This window comes from Microcoleus sp. Pol12A5 (assembly GCF_036701435.1).
In the GTDB taxonomy this organism is placed as follows: Bacteria; Cyanobacteriota; Cyanobacteriia; order Cyanobacteriales; family Microcoleaceae; genus Microcoleus.
On the sequence record NZ_JAUBQU010000008.1, the window covers coordinates 24573 to 44618 of the forward strand.

15 protein-coding genes are annotated in these 20046 nt (G+C 46.4%); 9 read left to right on the forward strand and 6 right to left on the reverse strand.

Annotated features, from left to right (window positions below; translation table 11 throughout):
- Positions 1 to 447 precede the first annotated feature (447 nt).
- Positions 448 to 1764 carry a hypothetical protein gene (locus tag QUA45_RS03760; RefSeq protein ID WP_333098196.1) on the forward strand — a complete coding sequence of 439 codons (1317 nt, stop codon included), beginning with the start codon at positions 448 to 450 and terminating at the stop codon, positions 1762 to 1764.
- 201 nt (positions 1765 to 1965) lie between these two features.
- Here the strand turns inward: QUA45_RS03760 and QUA45_RS03765 are convergent, their stop codons facing one another.
- Together QUA45_RS03765 and QUA45_RS03770 are read right to left on the reverse strand one after the other, a co-directional pair.
- Complete coding sequence (locus tag QUA45_RS03765) at positions 1966 to 2190, reverse strand: hypothetical protein (protein ID WP_015174403.1); 225 nt, start codon at positions 2188 to 2190, stop codon at positions 1966 to 1968.
- Between the two features lie 191 nt (positions 2191 to 2381).
- Complete coding sequence (locus tag QUA45_RS03770; RefSeq protein ID WP_333098194.1) at positions 2382 to 3557, reverse strand: SpoIID/LytB domain-containing protein; 1176 nt, start codon at positions 3555 to 3557, stop codon at positions 2382 to 2384.
- 264 nt (positions 3558 to 3821) lie between these two features.
- Between QUA45_RS03770 and QUA45_RS03775 the strand changes: the two genes are divergently transcribed.
- The 5 genes from QUA45_RS03775 to secA all read left to right on the forward strand — a co-directional run bounded on the left by QUA45_RS03775 (position 3822) and on the right by secA (position 12034).
- Entirely contained in the window at positions 3822 to 4754 is a 933-nt protein-coding gene (locus QUA45_RS03775) for a ribonuclease Z (RefSeq protein ID WP_333098192.1), read from the forward strand.
- A 298-nt stretch (positions 4755 to 5052) separates the two neighbouring features.
- Complete coding sequence (locus QUA45_RS03780) at positions 5053 to 5271, forward strand: hypothetical protein (RefSeq protein ID WP_333098190.1); 219 nt, start codon at positions 5053 to 5055, stop codon at positions 5269 to 5271.
- On the forward strand, positions 5264 to 5689 hold the full coding sequence (locus tag QUA45_RS03785) for a retroviral-like aspartic protease (RefSeq protein ID WP_333098188.1): 426 nt from the start codon (positions 5264 to 5266) through the stop codon (positions 5687 to 5689). The genes QUA45_RS03780 and QUA45_RS03785 overlap by 8 nt, the downstream gene beginning before the upstream one ends.
- 69 nt (positions 5690 to 5758) lie before the next feature.
- Complete coding sequence (locus QUA45_RS03790) at positions 5759 to 8875, forward strand: HEAT repeat domain-containing protein (RefSeq protein WP_333219566.1); 3117 nt, start codon at positions 5759 to 5761, stop codon at positions 8873 to 8875.
- A gap of 342 nt (positions 8876 to 9217) precedes the next feature.
- A complete protein-coding gene (gene secA / locus QUA45_RS03795; RefSeq protein ID WP_333098183.1) occupies positions 9218 to 12034 on the forward strand; it encodes a preprotein translocase subunit SecA in 2817 nt (938 codons plus the stop codon).
- A 93-nt stretch (positions 12035 to 12127) separates the two neighbouring features.
- Here secA and QUA45_RS03800 read toward each other — a convergent pair whose 3' ends face one another.
- The 3 genes from QUA45_RS03800 to QUA45_RS03810 form a co-directional block, all read right to left on the reverse strand.
- Positions 12128 to 12421 carry a DUF3288 family protein gene (locus QUA45_RS03800; protein WP_333098181.1) on the reverse strand — a complete coding sequence of 98 codons (294 nt, stop codon included), beginning with the start codon at positions 12419 to 12421 and terminating at the stop codon, positions 12128 to 12130.
- 86 nt (positions 12422 to 12507) lie between these two features.
- Positions 12508 to 13416 carry a hypothetical protein gene (locus QUA45_RS03805; protein WP_333098179.1) on the reverse strand — a complete coding sequence of 303 codons (909 nt, stop codon included), beginning with the start codon at positions 13414 to 13416 and terminating at the stop codon, positions 12508 to 12510.
- A gap of 55 nt (positions 13417 to 13471) precedes the next feature.
- Positions 13472 to 14041 (reverse strand): tetratricopeptide repeat protein, encoded by a 570-nt coding sequence (locus QUA45_RS03810; protein ID WP_333098177.1) that lies wholly within the window; start codon positions 14039 to 14041, stop codon positions 13472 to 13474.
- Between the two features lie 171 nt (positions 14042 to 14212).
- Between QUA45_RS03810 and QUA45_RS03815 the strand changes: the two genes are divergently transcribed.
- Together QUA45_RS03815 and QUA45_RS03820 are read left to right on the forward strand one after the other, a co-directional pair.
- Complete coding sequence (locus QUA45_RS03815; RefSeq protein ID WP_333098176.1) at positions 14213 to 14953, forward strand: SDR family oxidoreductase; 741 nt, start codon at positions 14213 to 14215, stop codon at positions 14951 to 14953.
- Positions 14954 to 15004: 51 nt separating this feature from the next.
- Complete coding sequence (locus tag QUA45_RS03820) at positions 15005 to 15994, forward strand: NADPH:quinone reductase (protein WP_333098175.1); 990 nt, start codon at positions 15005 to 15007, stop codon at positions 15992 to 15994.
- 532 nt (positions 15995 to 16526) lie between these two features.
- Here QUA45_RS03820 and QUA45_RS03825 read toward each other — a convergent pair.
- Entirely contained in the window at positions 16527 to 18581 is a 2055-nt protein-coding gene (locus tag QUA45_RS03825) for a serine/threonine-protein kinase (protein ID WP_333219568.1), read from the reverse strand.
- A 452-nt stretch (positions 18582 to 19033) separates the two neighbouring features.
- Between QUA45_RS03825 and msrP the strand changes: the two genes are divergently transcribed.
- Entirely contained in the window at positions 19034 to 20017 is a 984-nt protein-coding gene (msrP, locus tag QUA45_RS03830; protein ID WP_333098172.1) for a protein-methionine-sulfoxide reductase catalytic subunit MsrP, read from the forward strand.
- Positions 20018 to 20046 lie beyond the last annotated feature (29 nt).

Here is a 20046-nt window from a genome sequence, read left to right on the forward strand (position 1 = left end):
AGTCTTGCAAGACTTGCAAAAAAACCAGATTTCTTTAACCTCTCTCTCGTACTCTACACAAAACTTACAAAAACCCGCAACGGTGGCAAAAGTTCTGCTGGAGGGTGCAGGGACAATCCTCTGCGATGGCTTTCCTTCGGATCGCGAAAGCTAACACCAACGGGCGACGATCGCGCACCTTACCCTACTAGCTGTACTCACCATCCCCGTCGTTGACCCTCAGAGCAAACAAGCAAATAACCTGCCGAGAAGAAATTCAATCACAAAGTTTTATTAAGCTATCCGAGTTCAGCCCATACTTAAAAGTTATTCGGCAAAACACTAGCAATATTTTGTCCCAAAGTCAAGGGCGGCTTCAAAAAAATCAGAAAGGCGATCGCCAAAACCCGCTCGAATTCCCGCAATATATAATAAAAATAACCGGGTAATTTTCACAGAGAGAAACCTATGGCTCCGAATCCCACCATTATGCAAGCCGTCGAACAACTTGGCTACCGCGTTACGGTTGGAGACGTGGCGGCAAAAGCTGGATTAGATGTCAATTTTGCCCAGCGAGAACTGTTAAGCCTCGCCTCCGAAGCAGGCGGCAACCTGCAAGTAGCAGAATCCGGCGACATTGCCTACCTATTTCCCAAGAACTTTCGAGATATTTTGCGAAACAAATTCTTGCGCTTGCAGTTGCAGGAATGGTGGCAAAAAATCTGGCGCATTTTATTTTATCTGATTAGGATATCTTTCGGCATAGTGCTGGTAGCTTCCATCCTCTTAATTTTTGTTGCTATCACGATTTTACTCTCCAGCGGCGACAGCAATAACGGTGGCGGAGGAGGAGGAGAGGGTGGCGGCGGGGGCGGCAGAGGTGGCGGCTTTTTGTTTTTTCCCTACTTCTGGAACGACTTAATCTGGATATTTTACTGGAACCATGACCAACCATACTACCAGCAGCGATCGCGCTTAACTGGCCAAAAACCCCAGATGAGTTTTCTAGAAGCAGTTTTCTCTTTTCTGTTTGGAGACGGCAATCCCAATTACAATCTAGAAGAGCGTAAGTGGAGCGATATTGCGACTGCAATTCGCAACAACCGAGGCGCCGTCGCCGCCGAACAAATTGCCCCATATCTAGACAATCTCGGACAAGGATACGCCCGAGAATACGAAGAATATATGTTACCAGCCCTCGCCCGTTTTGACGGCCGTCCCGAAGTCAGTCCCGAAGGGCAAATAGTCTACCACTTCCCGCAATTGCAAACCACAGCCACCGAGAGAAATTCAGAACCAGTAGCAGCTTATTTGCGAGAAATGCTGTGGCGTTTCAGCAACGCCAGTTCCGGCCAAATCATGCTCGCAGCAGGGTTAGGAGCCGTCAATCTTGTCGGTGCGCTAGTTTTGGGGAATCTATTAACTAATAATTTAATCGCAGGTGGATTTATCGGTTTCGTCAGCGCTGTTTATCCCACGATCCTGATTTACGGCGTCGGATTTCTCGCAATTCCTTTAATTCGCTACTTCTGGATTCAGTGGGAAAATAGCCGGATAGAAGCCCGCAATCAAGAGCGTCAGCAGCGAGCAATGTTATTAAACGAACCCGATGCCAACTTGCTCAAAAAACTGGCCTACGCCCGGGAATTTGCAGCAGAACACGTTCTGACAGGAGAAGACTTAGCTTATACAACAGAAACCGAATTAACCCAACAAGAACTAGAACAGTCAACAAAAATAGATGCCGAATGGCAGCGCAGGATCGATCGCTCGGACAACTTGTAATACTAATGAAAAAAATAGTTGTTTGTTGTTAAGTTAGGTGACACTAAAATCTTGCACCTTTTTCAATAATAGGCAGTATGCCTGTTCCACAATAAAATATTTTTGTTGGGGAACTGGCATGGCTGTTAGCTCGTTACTACTAATAATTGTGGAAAATATCAATTTTTATTGACGTCATAATTTTTTATACTCCGATTTTTATTAAATAAGCTTAGGGCGTTTAAAAATTAAACAATTTTGGTCATACTTCGAGTCGTGATCCAGAGCCACAAGTTCCCATCCCTCCTCGCCCAAATGGTTGACAAATAGATGCAGCGAGCCTTGTTTCCAATCTCGCTGTTCTTCACCGTTTACATATAAACTAATCAGCTTGTTTCCAAAAGGATACATATTCGCATCCACAAATAAATACTCCCACTTTTGCATAGCAATCCTTAATTTAGTTAGTTGGCAGTTGGCAGTTGGCAGTTGGCAGTAGTTAGTAGTTATTGGTTATTTGTTGTTGGCTATAATAACCAATGCTTTTCGGCGAAGATGCTTTTCGCCCCACTTCCAAGCTCCCAATTACCAATGCTTTTCGACCCAATTCCCAATTCCCAATTCCCAATTCCCAGCAGTTACTGCACTGCAATTCTAGCCAAAGTAGCACCCCGGTAATAGTGCGACAAAATCTGCTGGTAGCCATATCCCTGTCTAGCCAAATTGTAGGCCCCCCACTGGCTCATTCCTACAGCGTGACCGAAACCTTTGCCAGCAACTTGAAAACCGGTAGGAGCTTGGGCACTGTTTCTTGGGTTCCCACCGCCCCCATACTGAGGAATCACGGTAAACCGCGTACTCCTCAAATTTAAAACCCGGCGTAAATCTGCGCCAGTCATGACCCTAGAACCGGCATCTCCAACTACTTTCATCCTCAAAACGCTGCCGTAAGCGGTAGTGCGTTCTGGCTTCATCGAGATCACATTGCCCACGCCAGAAATCTTACTGCTGATTTGAGCCCGAGAAAAATTTTCTTTCCATTGGTAAACCGGCGCCCCTTGGTCGAAGTCAGGAACAGCACGCAGGTAGGGCAGGGGTTCCGTCCAAACATCCTCGACATTTTCAGTATGGCCCCCAGACGCAGAGTGGAAAGCGGCTAAAATTATCTGACCGTTGTAGGCCATAACTTGACCCGCCGTTGCATCGACTGCGGAATAAGTGCCAGAAGATTCTGTTTGCAGTCCTTTGTAAACCTGCGAAGACTGAGTGCTGTCCACGTCGTAAAGGTCGGTTTCGCTTTTCAGGCGCTGGTGGATAGCGTAGGAACGGGCGGCGACGGCTTGGGCTTTCAAAGCCTCTTGAGGCCAATTGCCGCTCATCTCGGCGCCGAGAACACTGTAGAGATATTGTTCGATATCCACGTAGTTGACGGCCGTCAAACCTCCTTTTTCGGGAACTAGAAGCGTGCGTCCCCGATACCAGCGATCGCCAATCCAAACATAACCGTTCCCCGTCGGCTCGATCCAAACTTGGTTGGCAGCCCAGCGACCAATTGCCACTGTTCCCGATCGAAATTGAGCCGACTGAGAACTGTTTGCCGACAGTTCGCCCAAATTGCGCCCGCTACCGTCCCGGATTGCAGCCTTTGTAGAACTGCCCACTTTTATCTGACTTGCCCCGTCTTGTACCGCAACTCGCAAGATCAGCGCGGCCTGTGCTGGGGCTACCATTGCCAGCCAAAACAACAGCGAAATCCAAAAGTAGCGTTTTTTTAATGTCGAAAGAACGGAAGCAAAAAATACTCCTGACTGCATTTGAAAATTTTCCTCCTGTGTTGTATGAGTTTAAGAATTTTTAAGGGAAGGCAAGGGAAAAAGGAAGGGGAACGGAAGAAACAAAACGTTAGAATTGGGTGGATCGCTCTGTACGCTTGTCAAAAATGATTTTAGCGAAGAGATGTTCGCAGGAACAGCGATTTATCCCGGTTCCAGCCTGCGACTATTTCCTATATGTCGGATTTGTCGCACTCTGGATATATGTAACATATTTTTTAAGACTTAATTGAGGTGATTTGACTCTTGCAGATTACATTTCTCGGAACTAGCTCAGGCGTCCCCACGCGATCGCGCAACGTTTCCAGCATCGCCCTCCGCTTGCCCCAGCGAGCCGAACTCTGGCTGTTTGACTGCGGCGAAGGAACTCAGCACCAGTTTCTCCGCAGCGATCTCAAAGTCAGCCAACTAAGCCGCATTTTCATCACTCACTTGCACGGCGACCATATTTTCGGCTTAATGGGTTTGCTCGCTAGCTGCGGTTTGGCGGGGAATGTCAAGCGCATCGATCTTTACGGGCCTCCGGGACTTGAAGAATATTTGCAAGCTGGTGTTCGTTATTCTCAAACTCATTTTTCTTACCCGGTTAAGGTACACAAAATTCACGAAGGAGTCATCTATGAAGATGACGAATATATTGTTAGCTGCGGCCCTTTGAAGCACCGAGTTACTGCTTTTGGTTATCGAGTAACTGAGAAAGATCGTGCGGGACATTTTGATGTAGAAAAAGCGAAGGCTGTGGGTATTCCTTCCGGGCCGCTTTACGGTCAATTAAAACAAGGAAAGACGGTAAAGTTATCGGACGGGCGACAGTTTAAAGGTACGGATTTTTGCGGCCCGGATCAAATCGGGCGCAAGTTTGTGTATTGTACTGACACTGTTTTTTGTGACGGGGCGGTGGAATTGGCGAAGGATGCTGATTTGTTGGTTCATGAAGCTACTTTTGCTCATCAAGATGCTCAAATGGCCTTCGATCGCCTGCATTCAACTTCGACTATGGCGGCTCAAGTGGCTTTGACGGCTGGGGCGAAACAGCTAATTATGACGCATTTTAGCCCGCGTTACGCTCCGGGGAATGCGATCGTCCTGGATGATTTGCTCAAGGAAGCGCAGGCTATTTTTCCGAATACGAAAATGGCCTATGACTTTTTGACTTACGAAGTGCCGCGCCCTGTTTAAAACTAGGGTTAATCTGGCCTGAGATGTGACAGCATTTTCCATAAGCTTTTTATGAACAGGCAAGATGCCTGTTCCACAAGAAAATTCACTCTTTGTGGAACAGGCATCTTGCCTGTTCTTGAGAATGGTGCAAGATGTGAGATGAATCTGAACTGAGATGTGACAGGATTTTCAATAAGGGCGATCGGGCGGGTTCTGGGGTCCGATCAAAATTTACGCATTGGCTGTGCTGTTTTGGAGTGGTTGAAATCTCAAGGTCATGGTAAAATATAAAAACTAATTTTATTGATGGCGTTTTATGTCAAATCTGGAATTATTAGCCCAACTTCGGCAATTGTCTCGTGCTGACAAGTTTCAAATGATGCTGTTTTTAATAGCAGAATTGGCGAAAGAAGAAGGAATTGTAATGGGTAATGAATCTGCTGAAATTATATATTCAGTGCATACTTCTAATAGTGCTGCAGAGCAATTGATGCAGTTACTAGAAACAGAACAAAAACAAACTCAAAATGTTTAATGGTAGGCGATATTCTTTTCAACCTAAACGAGATGAATCAGGTGTTTTAGCTGATGTTCCGTATTTGCCTTTAACACTAACTTATCAAAATCGTTCTGTTGAGGTTATGGGTTTACTGGATACAGGAGCTAGTGTAAATGTTTTGCCCTATAATGTTGGGGTGCAATTAGGGGCCATTTGGGAAGATCAAAGATTTTCTGTTACTTTAGCGGGAAATTTAGCGAGTGCTGAAACGAAAGGGTTATTAGTCTTGGCAAAAGTAGGGGACTTTGATCCAGTTCAGTTAGTTTTCGCATGGACTAGGGTGAATAATATTCCGATTCTTTTAGGACGAACTAATTTTTTTACTGAGTTTGATGTTTGTTTTTATGGGTCACAATTAGCGTTTGAATTGTGTCCTAAATTTAGAGATAGTTGAGATTATCAATGTTGGTGGATATAAACGCAATTATGTCCACCAACTTAAACACAAATATTTAAAATTACCATGATTGAATTTGGAGCAGCCGCCTTAAAAATAGCACCAGGAATTGGCGCCAAACTTGCAGAATTAGGATTCAAAGAAGCTATGAAAAAATTGAATCCTAGCGATTTTGAAAAAGCTTGTATTTGTGGCATCGAAGCTGCCGATAAAAATAAATTATTCTCTGCTTGCGAACAGGGTGTAGTCGAAGATTTTCTTAAAAGTTTCTTGACGGGTAAAGCACTTCCAGAACTCCTGAAACCTTTCAACGACCAAGAAAAGCCTCAAGTTAATTTTTTAGTTGAAGCCTTTAATGCGACAGTCCCAGAACACAAGAAAATTCAAGACCGATTCGCACCCGAAAGACTGCATGATTGGTTGGAGGTTTTTGCTGAAACCTATTTCCAGAAAACAAGTAGTTATTTAAGGTTTAAACTTGCCAAAACCGACTATTTGAAGCAACTGGCTAACTGGTTTGATGATGTTAAGTTTGCAGGCATTGCAGTCGAAGGTCAGGAAATCGAAAAGTCGGAAAAATTGGCTCAGATTTTTGTGATGCCCGATGTCTTGGAAGAGGTAAATATTTATGTTAAATTGGATGTCCTAGACTTAGAAGAAGGCGAAAGTTGGCAAGTATTGCAGCTAGAAAGCCACTCAGGAAGAAAGTTTTTAGCATCACAATTATTGAATAATCAAAATCAATCAAATAAATTTGTGTTGCTGGGCGCTCCTGGTTCTGGCAAAACAACTTTATTGAGCTTTTTTGCGGTGATGTTGGCTCAGAATAATCCAGAAAAACTCGGCTGGGATGCTGAGATGGATTGCTTGCCAATTTTGATTAAAATTCGGGATTTTGCTAGGCTTTTAGATATCAATCTCCTCGACTATGCCCGCCAGTTTGCTGAGAAAACTATGTCCGTGAAACCGCTACCAGAAGGCTTTTTTGAGTATTGGCTGGCAGACGGTAGGGCGATGATTTTGTTGGATGGATTGGATGAGGTTGTGGAAGAATCCAAGCGCTATGAGGTGGTGCAGCACATTGAGAGTTTTTTGGGGCAGTATCATCAAAATGTGGCAATTATTACTTCTCGCCCTGCTGGTTACAAACGCGATTTTTTTAATACTTCGGAGTTTGAACACTATCAGTTACAACTGTTTGATGATGCTAAGGTTGATGAGTTTATTAATCGCTGGTACGACAGCCGCGTTCCCGATGCGGCGGAAGCTCAACGTCGCAAAGATAGCATTAAAAAAGCTCTGGATGAAAACGATCGAATTAAATTGTTGGCGAGAAATCCGCTATTGCTGACAATCATTGCTTTGATTCACCGCTATCAAGCGGTACTGCCGAGGGCACGCCACAAGCTTTATGAAAAAGCTGTGGAGACGCTGTTAAAGTGTTGGGATGCTAACAAAAACCTGACTGAGCAGTCGGGATTCAAATGTTTAGATGTAGATGATTTACGGCGGTTGATGGAAATTCTCGCCTATTGGATTCACACTCAGGGTAGTACGGATAATCCTGAAGGCGGGACTCTGATTGCTAAGGAAGGCGGGACTCTGATTGCTAAGGATGATTTGTTAGAGCAGTTAACTCAGAATATTAAAACCAAAAAACAGGTTGAACGGTTCCAGGCAAAAGAGGAAGCTAAACGATGTGTTGATTTTCTTCAACAGCGGACGGGATTGCTCAACGAACAAGGACAAGATTTGTACGCTTTTGTACACAAGACTTTTCAAGAATATTTGTGCGCTCAGGAAATCGGCTATCAGGCAGATGATGAGGATGATTTTGAGATTGTTCTCAATCATATTCGAGAGCATTTGCATGACCCCCACTGGCGGGAAGTATTGCTGTTGTTAATTGCTCAACAAAAACCGAAGAAAGTGGCTAAAGCGATGCAAGCAATTTTGACGGCGAATAGCGAGCATGAGCAATGGTTGCACCGCGATTTATTTTTTGCAGGCAGTTGCCTTGCTGAAAATATTAAAGAGTTAAAGGCAGCCGATTCTAGTCTAACTGTAAGGATTTTGGAGAAGTTGGTTGAATTGGAGGTAAGGGATGAGGAGCAGGTTGGTCGCAGAGTTCGCTCTCAGGTTTTTCAAATCCTTTGCAGTATGAATGAGACTGAGTTTGAGGCGCAAACTTTGCAACTTTTGAAAGCAAGGGGCGTGGATGAAAATCGCTTGTGGAAATATCAAGCAGCTTTAGGGGAAAAAGAAGCTGTCATCAGTGTCATGCTACTACGCCTCGAAGATGGGGACAAATCAGTGCGTCGTGAGGCAGCACAAGCCTTGGGCGGGTTGGGAAATGCTTCAGAAAGGGTCATTAACGCCCTGCTGTTATGTCTCAAAGATGGGGATAAGTGGGTGCGTCTTGATGCAGCATCTGCCTTGGGCAGCTTGGGAAATACTTCAGAAACTGTCATCAATGCTCTGCTACCAGGTCTCAAAGATGCCGATAACTCAGTGCGTAGCTCGGCAGCATCTGTCTTGGGCAGCTTGGGAAATGCTTCAGAAGCCGTCATCAGTGGCTTGCTGTTAGGTCTCGAAGATGAGGATAACTCAGTGCGTAGGTCGGCAGCAGAGGCTTTGGGCAAGTTGGGAAATGCTTCAGAAGCCGTCATCAATACTCTGCTACTAGATCTCAAAGATGAGGATAACTTAGTGCGTGCCTTGGCAGCAGAGGCATTGGGTAACTTGGGAAATGCTTCAGAAGCCGTCATCAATGCTCTGCTACTAGGTCTCAAAGATGGGGAGGACTTAGTGCGTGCCTTGGCAGCAGAGGCATTGGGTAACTTGGGAAATGCTTCAGAAACCGTCATCAATGCTCTGCTGCAACGTCTCGAAGATGGGGATAACTTAGTGCGTAGCTTGGCAGTCTCTGCCTTGGGCAAGTTGGGAAATGCTTCAGAAACTGTCATCAATGCTCTGCTGCAACGTCTCGAAGATGGGGATAACTTAGTGCGTAGCTTGGCAGTAGGAGCCTTGGGTAAGTTGGGTCTCAAATCTAGTGACGTTTTGCCTGCTGTCATCCAATGGATCGATCGCCATCAGGATACAGAATATGTCGGTTTAGGTATTGATGTGTTGTGGGATTTGGTGGCGGGTGAGGGGAATCGATCGCCCGTGGGTTTTTAGAAGTATGTAGCTTTTGGGCGAGTAAAACCCGATCGCACTTCCGGACTTTTCACCAAAAATGCGATCGGTCTGCTGTTTGACGATTAGGGCCCGCCATCCCCTTAATAACCGGGAACAGAGGTCAACTATTCAATCGAAAATCCAAAATCCAAAATCCAAAATCGATCGAATATTCAATCGAAAATCCAAAATCGAAAATCCAAAATCGGTCGATCGCCCCCAGCGACGGCCCAGGAGGGTCAATGGTTGCTACAATCGGGGAGGGTATATGTTGTGGCTAACACTACAGCCCGTAACCCTGAAAGCTAATAGCTAAATTATTAAAAATCTGCCTCTCCTGCCATGTTTAAAAATCTGCTAGGCGATCCCAACGCGCGCAAACTGAGAAAATTTCAGCCTTGGGTAGCTGATATCAATATTTTGGAAGAAGACATCCGCGCACTCTCAGACGACGGCCTCAGAGGGAAAACGGCGGAGTTTCAAGAACGTCTGGCAAAAGCTAAATCTCTCAACGAGGAGAAAGAGATCCTAGACGAAATCTTGCCGGAGGCTTTTGCAGTGGTGCGGGAAGCGGGACAACGGGTTTTAGGAATGCGCCACTTTGATGTCCAACTCCTCGGGGGCATTATCCTGCACAAAGGCCAAATTGCCGAAATGAAAACCGGTGAAGGCAAAACTCTCGTTGCCACGTTGCCGGCTTACCTCAACGCCCTCAACGGTAAAGGCGTACACATCATTACCGTCAACGATTATCTCGCCAGACGGGACGCGGAATGGATGGGACAAGTACACCGCTTCCTGGGATTGACTGTGGGACTGATTCAGCAGGGCATGGATCAGGTGGAACGAAAGAAAAATTATAGCTGCGATATTACCTACGCCACTAACAGCGAAGTCGGCTTTGATTATTTGCGCGACAACATGGCTACTGTCATGGAAGATGTAGTGCAGCGTCCTTTTAATTTCTGCGTGATTGACGAGGTTGACTCGGTGCTGATTGATGAAGCACGGACGCCTTTGATTATTTCCGGTCAGGTGGAACGCCCCAGTGAGAAGTATATACGGGCGGCTGAGGTAGCTGCTGCTCTGAGAAAGGAAAATGAAGAACATTACGAGGTTGACGAAAAGGCTCGGAATGTGCTATTAACCGATGAAGGCTTTGGTGAAGCTGAGCGGTTGTTGGGTGTTACGGATTTGTACGACCCGGCTGACCCTTGGGCGCATTACATTTTTAATGCGATTAAGGCGAAGGAATTGTTTATTAAGGATATTAACTACATCGTCACTCCCGATCGCGAAGTCGTGATTGTCGATGAGTTTACCGGCCGGGTGATGCCGGGACGGCGCTGGAGTGACGGTTTGCACCAGGCGATCGAAGCGAAGGAACGGGCGGAAATTCAGCCGGAAACTCAGACGCTGGCGACGATTACTTATCAGAATTTCTTTTTGCTTTATCCGAAGCTGTCGGGGATGACTGGGACGGCAAAGACTGAAGAGACGGAGTTTGAGAAGATTTACAATCTGGAAGTGACGCTGATTCCCACTAACCGGATTACCAGCCGTACTGACCTTTCGGATATGGTTTACAAGGCGGAGGCTGGGAAGTGGAATGCCATCTCCCAAGAATGCGCGGAAATGCACGAGATCGGTCGGCCGGTGCTGGTGGGCACTACGAGTGTGGAAAAGTCGGAGTTGCTGTCGCGGCTGCTGCAGGAGAGGAAAATTCCTCACAATTTGCTTAATGCTAAACCGGAAAATGTGGAGCGGGAATCAGAAATTATCGCTCAAGCCGGACGCAAAGGCGCTGTGACGATCGCCACAAACATGGCGGGACGCGGTACAGATATTATTTTGGGCGGTAATTCTGAGTACATGGCGCGCCTCAAGTTGCGGGAGTATTTTATGCCCCGGATCGTGCAACCAGAGGATGACGAGGGGTTTTCGGTGGTGCAAGTGCCTGGTATTAGTGGCCGTCCCGCACCTCAAGGTTTTGCTCCGACTGCGAAAAAGGTAAAGTCTTGGAAAGCTTCGGCGCAGATTTTCCCGACGCAGCTATCGAAAGAGGCCGAGCAAATGCTCAAAGCGGCGGTGGAATTGGCAGTGAAAGAGTACGGCGAGCGATCGCTCTCGGAATTGCAAGCCGATGATATCGTGGCTATAGCTTCGGAAAAAGCGCCGACAAAAGACCCGGTAATTCAAAAATTGCGGGAAGCTTACAATTTAACTCGCAGGGAGTACGATGCTTTTACCAGCACCGAACACGATGAAGTCGTGCAGTTGGGAGGCTTGCACGTCATCGGTACGGAACGTCACGAATCGCGCCGGATCGACAATCAGTTGCGCGGCCGGGCGGGACGGCAAGGAGACCCTGGTTCGACGCGGTTTTTCTTGAGTTTGGAAGACAATTTGCTCAGGATTTTCGGCGGCGAACGGGTGGCCGGTTTGATGAAGGCTTTCGGTGTTGAGGAAGATATGCCGATCGAATCTGGAATGCTGACTCGTTCCCTCGAAGGCGCTCAGAAAAAAGTCGAAACCTACTATTACGATATCCGGAAGCAGGTATTTGAATACGACGAAGTGATGAACAATCAGCGTCGAGCAATCTATGCGGAACGCCGCCGAGTATTGGAAGGTTTGGACTCCAAAGAACAGGTAATTAGATATGCCGAACAGACGATGGACGACATCGTGGGAGCATACATCAATCCCGATTTACCTTCGGAAGAATGGGAAATCGACAAACTTGTGAGCAAGGTGAAGGAATTTGTTTATCTGCTGGCTGACATGACACCGGATCAGCTAGAAGATTTGTCCGTTGAGGAAATTAAAACATTCCTGCACGAACAAGTCCGCAACGCTTACGACATGAAAGAAGCGGAAGTTAATGCAATCCGAGCTGAATTAATGCGAGATGCAGAACGGTTCTTTATTTTGCAGCAAATTGATACTTTGTGGCGGGAACACTTGCAGCAAATGGATGCTTTGCGCGAGTCTGTAGGGCTGCGCGGTTACGGTCAGAAAGACCCGCTGATCGAGTACAAAACTGAAGGTTACGAGCTGTTTTTGGACATGATGACGGATATCCGTCGCAATGTGGTTTATTCGCTGTTCCAGTTCCAGCCGCAGCCGGCAATGCAAGTTTCGCCAGAGATGGTTTGAAAATAGTTAACAGTTCAGTGTTAACTGTTGACTGTTGACTGTTGACTGTTAACTGCAACTTCCAGGCTCTTCCTGGAAGTTGCAGATTTGAGATTAGACCCAATCTTCTTGATCGCTTTTTTGTTTCCTGTAAACTTCACCTGTGGCGTGAATTTTACGGGTTTGTTCGTAAAGACTGTCTTCGGTATGATTCCATTTTTGCAAGACTTTTTTTAAGTCTGATTGAATATCTCTAGCACCGGGAAAGCCTCGGTAGCGGATTATTAATCTTGCTAATTCCGATAAATTGTAGTCCGTTGCTTCTCCTGCTAATAAAGTATCGACACTGAGTCGATCGCGCTTGTATTGCGGATGCTGCTGATCTTGAGTTTTTTCTACTGAATCCATACTATTTATGTTTCCCAATCATTTAGAATACCCAGATACCAGACTTCTTCAAGAAGCCTGGTATCTAATTAGAGTGAGAGTTTTACTTATGTTGTCGCTTCAGTCATCCCCAGAAATTTTTGTGTTTGTTGAGTAATACCAAATAGTCGATCGCCGTGACAAAAGATTTCCCAGGCGCGAATTCCCATAAAACCAATACCTGCAACCGCCAAGGGCATCGCAGCAGCACCTAAAAGCGCAGCAATGGGGGGAAATATCATACACAGTGTTAAGAGAATGCCAGTAATAACACCGCCCGCAATGCCCGCTTTGGCGGTGGCGCTGGCAACTTGTTCGACTAACTCTGACTGCGTAATTTTACCTTCAACGCACAATAGCGAGTTTTCTAAGATAGAAAATATTAACTCAATTACTGCTGCGGCGATCGCCCCTTTCATTGCAGCCCCAACGATTTCCGCAACTGCTGCTTTAAACGCTGCATCTGCTAAAACTTGCTTAGCGACTGCTAATTCTGCGGCAGTCATGTTTGCACCACCGCGAGCACGATTCACCCGAAAATGTTCAAAAATCCCGTTAGCAGCTTCGCTTCCGCCTCCATTGACGTGCGCTTGGATGTGACTCCAATCTTTATCTTGACAGAAGTTGCGAATTGCTTCTGGGCCTTGGGCACGAATTTGGGCGGGTATTGATTCAAATACTTTTGCTGCTTCTTGCACATTTCGGATGCCGTCACGCATTCCAGCCCTCGCAAATTTCGATTGCAGATTTATTGGCAGGTTCTCAAAACCGATGTTGTGTGCTATTTTAAAAGCTTCTTGAGTGGCGATCGCCCCAGCACTAACCATTGAACTTGGCGCTGATTGTACCCACGCCGTTAATACAGTTGCATTTTCCTCAACTTTAGCAGCGATTTCGTTGGCTAAGTTTTGGGTATCGGCAACAGTTTCTTGTACTTTAGCCGTTAGGAATTCGAGCGGGTTCTGGCTAATTTCCATGTTGATCCAGCTTGCATCGTTAATGATTGAATTATTTTGACTATAACATTCCTCTTCAGTAAGTGTGATTTTTTACTGAATTGCTTCTACCTTCTAACTCCGGCTGTAAATTTAGAGCTTTTTTTTGATAAAATAAACCTTCATTGATTCGACCTTGCTCTTCCAAACTTTTGCCTAAATTCCAATAAGCGACGGCTAAATCTGGTTGAATAACAATAGATTTTTGATAGTAAGTTATGGCGTCATCGAGCTGGCCTTGTTTGTAAAACATACTGCCCAAGTTAACATAGGCTTCGACAAAATTAGGATCAAATTCGATCGCCTTGGAGTAGGCGCGAATCGCCGCGTCTATTTTACCTTGGGCTTGCAGGATATTGCCTAGAGTTTTGTAGGCGGGGGCGAAATTGGGTTGCTGGCGAAGTGCTTGGTAACAAGAGGCGATCGCCTCTACATATTTCTGTTGGGTATAATAGATTTCAGCTACCTTGTTGAGTGCGATCGCACTATCCGGCTGAATGGCTAGTAATTTTTGATATTGAGCGATCGCCTCCTCAAGTTTTCCTGATTTCTGGAGGGTCTCGCCCGTTGACAAATACTGCTCTGCTAACTCGGAATTTACGGTCATAGATTTTACTTTAACAGCCGATACTACTTTACCACAACTGTTAGTTAGCAACCGCCATTTCGAGTGATATTCTAAATGTGTGAGATTTTAAATTTGTTTGTGTACCGGAATGGCGAAAAAATAGTATGATTATTTTGAACTAGCATCAACACTAATTGCAGAGGAAATCTCATGGCATCACTAGCAGGAAAAGTGGCAATTGTGACTGGTGCATCGCGGGGAATTGGACGCGCGATCGCCCTCCGATTATCCCAAGAAGGCGCATCAGTGGTCGTCAACTACGCCAGAGGCGTAGAACAGGCTAAAGAGGTTGTGTCAGCGATTGAAGCAGCAAGCGGCAAAGCATTAGCCGTGCAAGCCGATGTCAGCAAAACCGCAGAAATTCGCGATTTGTTCGATCGCACTCTGGAAACATATTCACAAATCGATATTTTAGTCAATAATGCAGGAGTAATTCTTTACAAACCTGTAGCGGAAGTTACGGAAGCAGAGTTTGATAATCTTTTTGCAATTAACGTCAAAGGCACGTTTTTTGCTTGTCAAGAAGCTGCTAAACGGATGGCAGACGGAGGAAGAATTGTCAATTTTTCCAGTTCGACAACGGCGATGCTACTGCCAACTTACGGGGCTTACGTGGCGACAAAAGGCGCGGTGGAACAGCTAACTCGATCGCTGGCTAAGGAATTGGGCGATCGCCAAATTACAGTTAATGTGATTTCTCCGGGTCCAACGGATACAGAACTCTTTACAGTCGGCAAAACCCCCGAACAAATACAAAGATTTACTCAAATGGCTGCTTTGGGAAGACTCGGAAAAGTTGAAGATATTGCCGATGTGACGGCTTTTTTGTGCAGCGACCAAGCCCGGTGGATTACCGGACAAAATATCCGCGTTAACGGCGGGACTGCCTAAAGTAACGCGGGGCGGGTTTAGGAAGATTAAAAACATCAGGAGCAAACAACTGTGAAAGCTGCTTACTACGAACAAATCGGCAACGCCAAAGATGTACTCAAAATTGGCGAAATGGATGTTCCCGAATTGGGTGCAGGTGAAGTGCTGATTAAAGTACACACATCCGGCATTAACCCCTCCGATGTCAAGCAGCGCAGCGGTTGGGGCGGACTCACAATGCGACACCAGCGAGTCATTCCCCACAACGACGGTGCAGGAATAATTGAATCAGTAGGAGAAAGCGTGCCGCCGTCACGAATTGGCGAACGTGTTTGGATTTATGAAGCTACATTGCCCCGGCGATTGGGTACGGCGGCGGAATATGTGGTTGTACCCAGCGAACAAGCGGTTTTTCTGCCAGATAATACAGAATTTGTAGAAGGTGCTTGTTTGGGAGTACCCGCAATGACAGCTCACAATTGCGTTTTTAAAGATGGTGCTGTTACGGGGAAAACAATATTAGTTACGGGCGGCGCGGGTGCTGTTGGAAATTATGCAATTCAATTAGCAAAATGGGGCGGAGCAACTGTAATTGCGACTGTAAGTTCTGCGGAAAAAGTAGAAATTGCCAAAGCTGCAGGAGCTAATTATATTATCAATTACAAAGCCGAAGATGTGGCGGCGCGCCTCAAAGAAATTACGAAAGGGGAAGGAGTCGATCGCGCAATTGAAGTTGACTTTGCTAGCAACTTGGAAACTAATTTAAAAGCGCTCAAACGCAACGGCACCCTCGCCACCTATGCTTCGGATTCGGATGTAGCGCCTCAAATTCCAGTGTACTCCTTAATTTACAAAAATCTTACCGTACATTACGTGCTAGTTTATATGATGGACAAAGCAGCGCATCAACAAGCTGCAGAAGATATTACAACTTGTTTGAAAGCTGGAGTTTTGCGCCACGTTATTGCTGGGCGGTTTGCTTTAGATGAGATTGTCGCCGCCCACGAAATGCAGGAAAGCGGAAGGGCGATCGGGAATTTGGTTTTAGTCATTAGTTATTAGTTATTAGTTATTAGTCATTAGTCATATCAAATCCGTTGACATCGGAATTATTATCTCTCTCTTCTCTTTCTCTGTGTCCTCTGTGCCCTCTGTGGTTTAATCATTCCGATACAACCGGAATTGATATCATTAGTTATTAGTCAGTGATTATATCATGTCGGACGATATAAGCATCATAAGTTTGTAGTGAGGAAGAAGAGTCCTTTGTTAAAGCTTTTAGCTAATAAAGACTAAAGTCATTACTACAAACGAATTTTATAATGGTAATTTACCGCACATGATATTATTTTTTATTTCTAACTGAGAAAGGTTATATATGAAGGTTGATATCAAATCCGTTAGCATCGGAATAGTAAATTCGAGTTCACTGTTCACCGTCAACCGTCAACCGTCAACCGTCAACACTGAACATCATTGCGGTGTAACCGGAAATGATATAACCTAAGAAAAAGACAGCCCCACCACCCAATCAGAGTTTGTTGAGACTGTCCTTTCTTAAAAGTGTATATCTAACTCCGGGCGATCGCAAAAATCAAGGAGACAGCCGCCACACCTTAATCGTATCGTCAAAACTGCCGCTGATCAGAGTTTTGTCTTGAGGATTAAAAGCCAATTCCACCCAGGTAGAATGACCTTTCAGCGTGCCCGCGATTTCGCCGGAACCCATCCGCCACAGCTTGATAGTCCCGCTCAAATCGGCGCTGGCCAGCTTGTCTCCGTCGGGACTGAAAGCCAAGGACTTAACCTTGTCGGAATGGCCGATCAAAGTCCGTAGCAGAGAACCGTTGGACTGCCGGAACTGATTATTTGCGCTGATATCCCACAACTTCACCGTGTTGTCCCAACTACCGCTGGCTAGAGTTTGACCGTCGGGGCTGATGGCCAGAGACCAAACCCCCTCGGAATGACCCCACAGAGTTTCTTTCAATTCCCCAGTCTGCCAGTTCCACAGGCCGATCTTACCGTCGCTGCTGCCGATCGCCAAAGTTTCTCGATCGGGACTGAAAGCCACCGACTGCACCTCATCAAAAACCCGCTTGAGAGTTTCCAACTCGGCCCCGCCTTCGACTTGCCACAGCTTCAAAGTTTTGTCCTTACCGACACTGGCTAAGGTTTGGCTGTCGGGACTGAAAACCACCGAGAACACGCCGTCTTGGTGTCCGTCCAAAGTCTGAATTAACCTGCCAGAATAGAAATTCCACAATTTAATCGTACCGTCAACGCCACCACTGGCGATCGTCCTGCCGTCGGGACTGACAGCCACCGACCACACCGGTCCCAAATGTCCTGCTAAAACCTTGAGCAGCTTGCCGTGACGCTTGTGCAGCAGGTGAATTGTGCCGTCGTTGTTCCCGCTGAGAATCACGCGACCGTTGGGAGCGACTGCTACCGCCCAAACCGGGTTTTTGTCTTGATCCACCAGAGTCCGCACTGCGGGCCGGGATTGCGATGCCTCACCGTTGAAATCCTGCATCGGGGGCGGATTGAACCGAATTTCGGGAATGCTAGAAACAGGCTCAGAAGAAGTGAAAGCCTGCGGTGCAGGAGATGGGAAGCGAACACCCAGCACTACGGACAGCAGGGCAACCGCACTTGCTCCCCACATGGCTAAACTCCACTTGGGTTTGCTGAGAATCACGTCTACCGGTGCCGGGCCGTATTTCATGTCTGTGAGAATTGCCTCGGTTGAGCGATAGCGTTTTGATGGTTCTCGCTGCACCATTTTATCCAGAATGCGGCCGAGTCGCGCCGACACTGGTACTTTCAAATAATCTCTCCAAGTCCAACTTTCGGCTTTAATGTCAAACAAATCAAACGGCGACATTCCCGTTAACAAGTGAATGCAAGTAACGCCCAAACTGTAGATGTCGCTGCTTTTAATTGCTTGGCCTTTAATTTGTTCCGGGGCCGCGTATTCAGCAGAACCTGTGACCGTTTCTGTTTTCAGCGGCCCGCTATTTGCCGGAATAGCCGCGCCGAAATCGACTAAAACTAGCCCAGAGGCACTTTCTTGGGACACGGAATGTAAATCCTCTTTCCCTGCCAAAGCTGGGGATGCTTGGGGAGTTTTCCGGTGAATAATATTGGACGGTTTGATATCTCCGTGAATCAGTTGATGTTCGTGAACAAATTGCAGGACTGGCAACAATTCGCCCAGCAGATACCAAATTTGAATTTCTTTAACAACACCTTTTTCTGAAAGCCGATCGGCTAAATTGCGGCCTTCGATGTATTCTTGCACTAAATACTGGCAGCCTTCGAGTTCAAAAGATGCCAGCAGTTTCGGTATTTGCGGATGTTTGCCCAACTCGTCGAGAACTGAGGCTGAGCCGCGAAATATCCGGTTTGGCTGTGTGCCACCGTCTGCGGCTGCTGCGGGGCCGCAGAACTGTTGAATAACGCAGCGGGGTTGCGAAGGTTGGTCTTCATCTACTGCTAAGAAGGTGCGGCAAGTGAGACTTTGACCGAGGGTGTGAAAGACTCGGTAGCGGCCTTTTAGGAGCAAGTTCGACTCGCAACTTTTGCAGACTGTCGCGCGATCGAGATTTTGGGGATTCTGGCAATGGGGATTGGTGCAGTAACTCATTTGTCTTTCCGCTGGAGACCCCCGTCCGACATTATTGCTGGTGGGGGAGGAAAGCGGGGCGGTGCGTGCCGCTTCCTGTGGACAAATTAAATAATTGGAATCTTTGCTTGATCATAATTGTTTCCCAGATTTTCGCCACAATGGCTTTGGTCGATCGCGCGTAAATAATTGCTGACTTTCCTGCGAGCGAGGTTTAATAGGTCGATCGAGTGCTCGCGCGAGCGGTCGCTCGGCTGGATTTGCTGTTACCGAATTACGTTATACTGTCATTGCGAATACTTTCAGTGCGATCGCAAGCATTGCCAAAGCAATCGCGAGGCATTGCCAAATATCCGCACTTGTTTGTTCTATGGAGTCAATCTCAAACCTCAAATCTCAAATCTCAAATCGACTAACAGATTAAAAATTAGGCAACTTTTGCCAAACTAACTACTAACTTTTAACTATTACTTATGCCGTTAATTCGCGTTCCCAAACCTTGGGAAATTCTCGAACCCCAAATTACCCCAGAAACAGCATTTCTCAACCGCCGCCGCTTCATGACAAATTTAATTGGCGCCGGCGTGACTGCTTCGCTGCTGCCGCTGGCCGGCTGTCAAAGCAATGCTAGCTCAAAAACTGCTCTGGAGCAAAGCTCAACCCAAGCATATTCGGAATTGAGCCGGAATCCCGCCTTTGCAAAAGTCGATCGAGCGATTACCGACGAAGCCTTAGCTACAAAATACAACAATTTTTACGAATACGGCGGCACAAAATCTATTTGGCAAGCCGCTCAAGCTTTGCCAACAGAAAACTGGAAAGTAGAAGTAGGCGGTTTAGTAAAAAATCCCCGCACTTATGATATTGACGACCTCTACAAAAAATTTCCCATCGAAGAACGAGTTTATCGATTTCGCTGTGTAGAAGCGTGGGCAATGGTAGTTCCTTGGGTCGGATTTCCCATGAAATTACTGATGGCAGATGTCGAACCGCAATCGAAGGCTAAATTCGTTCGCTTTACCTCATTTTACGATCCAAAAATTACTCCAGGCCCCGGTTTGATGTCGCAATTTTATCCTTGGCCTTATACCGAAGGTCTGCGAATTGAAGAAATGGCTAATGATTTAGCATTTTTTGCCACAGGCTTGTATGGCCGAAGACTACCAAAACAAAATGGTGCGCCGCTGCGGCAAGTAATTCCTTGGAAATACGGTTTTAAGGGCGCAAAGTCGATCGTCAAAATTGAATTTGTCGAAAAACAGCCCGCCACTTTTTGGAATACAATCGGTCCCAACGAATACGCCTTTGAAGCAAATGTCGAACCGGACAAACCGCACCCGAGATGGTCGCAGGCCAGCGAACGGATAGTCGGCCCCGGTAACAGTTGGTCGTGGGAAACTCGCCCGACTTTGCCCTATAACGGTTACGGCGAATATGTAGCTAGTTTGTACAGTTAATTGACGGATTTCCCCTCGTTTCTAGGCTC